Here is a 2,656-nt window from a genome sequence, read left to right as displayed (position 1 = left end):
CGTACAGAAATTCCTGTCTTATTATAATTTATTAATTCACAACTCTTATTATGATCATTTTTGCTGCTGTCGGCATATACTTCTGTTATTGCAAAAACTCATTTCTTTATCAATACCTTTTTTAATCCAATAAAACTCCTTAGCATCAAAAAATCAAAAGCTATTTAATTATTTCTCCTGAATAATATTTTTCTAAAAAGAATCCTAAATCAGCTCTGTAGCCAATTCCGGAAGCCTCAAATTTCCATTGTCCATTTCGTTTGTATAATCTTCCAAACTCTACACCGGTTTCAATCGAAAAATCTTCATCTAATTCATATTTAGCAATTTCCTGTCCTGTAGCTTCATCCACAATTCGAATATATGAATTTCTTACCTGACCAAAATTTTGCCTTCTTCTTTCAAAGTCTTCTATAGTAACCACAAAAAGAATCTCATTTACCTCTGCAAAAATTTTACTCAAATCAACCTTAATAGCTTCGTCGTCATCACCATCACTATTACCTCCTGTCGGATCATCTCCCGTATGTTCTAATGCACCATCGGGAGAGGCAAGATTATTATAAAAAACAAAGTAATTTTCGTCTATAAGTTTACGATCAGAATTAATCATTATGGCCGAAGCATCTAAATCAAAACTATGACCTGTACCCTCATTTGGATCCCAACCTAACCCTATATTAATCCTTGACAGGCCAATATCAATTCTTTGACCTTTACGCAAATTTATCGCCATTAAAACAATCCTTTTTTTTTAAAATAAAACATACAATGATACAAAAAAGCAAATTAAGTAAAATGTGGGTTTCCGTAAAAGCGATAATATTTATTAACAAATTAAAATCCATTATCAAAAACATCAACCTACCCCCCATAACAAGTCATACCATCCTGAATACAAAAAATACAAACTAAAATAGTATCTTTGTTCTACTCTTCTTCGTAAGATAAATTTTAACTATTTTTATCAGAATCAAAATGTTTTACTCTAAAACAAAAATTGATTCTCTACAACATCAACAATTAATTGAATTGCAACCATGTTAAAAAAAGGATCTAAACTATACAGTATACTAACAGGAAGCTGCCCAAGATGTCACAAAGAAAGCATGTACTCTGACCGAAATCCGCTTCATTTGACCAAGGTTCTTAAAATGAACGAAAATTGCAGTCACTGTGGATTAAAATACCAGATCGAACCATCGTTTTTTTATGGCGCCATGTATGTTAGTTATGGTTTAAATGTTGCAGTCGGAATTGCAGCTTTTATCGTTTCGTTTGTACTTTTCAAAACCTCAGTCGAAGAGTCTTTTCTGATCATTGTTGCAACGTTGATTCTATTATTCCCATTTGTCTTAAGACTTTCGAGGAACTTGTACATTAACATGTTTGTTTCTTATGATCCCGAAGCAGGATCGAAATAAAACTATTTTCTTTTCTTGTAAAAACGATGAATATCAATTGTTGGATCTAAAGGTTTTTGATCTTCGATATACTCATACAAATCTTTAGCCATGGCCGGGCCAAGCATTACACCACGCGTTCCTAATCCGTTTAAAAGATGTAATGAACTGTATTGATTGTGCGTACCAATAATTGGCCTACGGTCACGTACGGTTGGCCTCACCCCGCCAAAATGCGAAACAACTTCAAAATCACAATTGATAATTTCCTCTATACGATCGATTAACTCTGTTCTTCCTTCTTCTGTTGGCGCATCCGTTTTGTCTTTCCAATTGTAGGTTGCTCCCACTTTAAACAAATCGTTTCCTAAAGGCAAAATAAAGACGCTGGTATTCACAATCACATCCAGATCCAGATCAGGTGCCTTGATAATAAAAAGCTCCCCTTTGGTTCCGTCTAAGGGCAAATCCTGAAAAAACGGATTGGCATGCAGTCCGAAACCTTCCGCAAAAACAATATGCTTAGCCTGATATTCTTTATACTGAACAAAATCTTCCTCAATAACCAACTTAGCATAATCAAACGACTCCTGAAGCAATAATTTGTTTTGAAGTAAATACTCGCGATATTTATCCAACAATAAAGCCGTATCGACATAACCGGTATGCAAAACCTCACCGTAATCAAACGGAGAATCGATACCATTGTATTTTTTAAAGATTAATTTGGTAGAAAGAAATGGTGCCAGAAGCGGTTTATCCGAAGCTGAGAACCAATTGTTTTGTTCTTCTATAGAGAAAAATTTTCTTAAAATAGGAAGTTTAAAATTCACCTTGGTTTTCAGCTTACCTTCGATGGTCTCATAGAATTCTTCCATTAAGGACAACTGTTCTTCTGCTTTCCAAACTTCACTAAAACGTTTTAAAATCACCGGATTGTACAATCCTCCCGCAACTCTTGATGAATTTTGCGTTTCATCATTTATAACTACTATAGATTTATTGTTTTTAAGTGCAATTTCAGCAAATGAAATTCCAGCCAATCCAGATCCGACAATTATATAATCCAACATTTGTAAAGGGGTAAAATAAAAAACTCTTACTACAAATGTAATAAGAGTTTTTGGTATAATGTTACTAATTTCTTAGTAGCTCCACATATCCTGTTCAAAGTTGCGAATCTTCTCTTTTACTCTTTCAGATTCTAACAATTGATTTTGTGCATTATCTTTCATGTAATCTTTAATCTCACG

The 2,656-nt window shown here is 33.7% G+C and carries 3 protein-coding genes and 1 pseudogene; 1 reads left to right on the top strand and 3 read right to left on the bottom strand.

The window, feature by feature from the left end; all coding sequences use genetic code 11:
- Nucleotides 1-160 precede the first annotated feature (160 nt).
- A complete protein-coding gene (locus tag JO950_RS21655; RefSeq protein WP_202704500.1) occupies nt 161-736 on the bottom strand; it encodes a TerD family protein in 576 nt (191 codons plus the stop codon).
- Between the two features lie 304 nt (nt 737-1,040).
- Here JO950_RS21655 and JO950_RS21650 point away from each other — a divergent pair, with 304 nt between their 5' ends.
- Complete coding sequence (locus JO950_RS21650; RefSeq protein ID WP_202704499.1) at nt 1,041-1,424, top strand: DUF983 domain-containing protein; 384 nt, start codon at nt 1,041-1,043, stop codon at nt 1,422-1,424.
- 2 nt (nt 1,425-1,426) lie between these two features.
- On the opposite strand, the gene JO950_RS21645 is transcribed toward JO950_RS21650, so the two are convergent.
- The gene (locus JO950_RS21645) at nt 1,427-2,476 is read right to left on the bottom strand and encodes an FAD-binding oxidoreductase (RefSeq protein ID WP_202704498.1); all 1,050 of its coding nucleotides are present in this window, start codon (nt 2,474-2,476) and stop codon (nt 1,427-1,429) included.
- 72 nt (nt 2,477-2,548) lie between these two features.
- A pseudogene (locus JO950_RS22385) lies at nt 2,549-2,656 on the bottom strand (gliding motility protein GldN); the annotation flags it as partial.

Source organism: Flavobacterium sp. UGB4466, from assembly GCF_903469665.1.
GTDB lineage: Bacteria > Bacteroidota > Bacteroidia > Flavobacteriales > Flavobacteriaceae > Flavobacterium > Flavobacterium lipolyticum.
The sequence above is the reverse complement of the archived record's forward strand: the minus strand, read 5'-3'. Positions and strand labels throughout refer to the sequence as shown.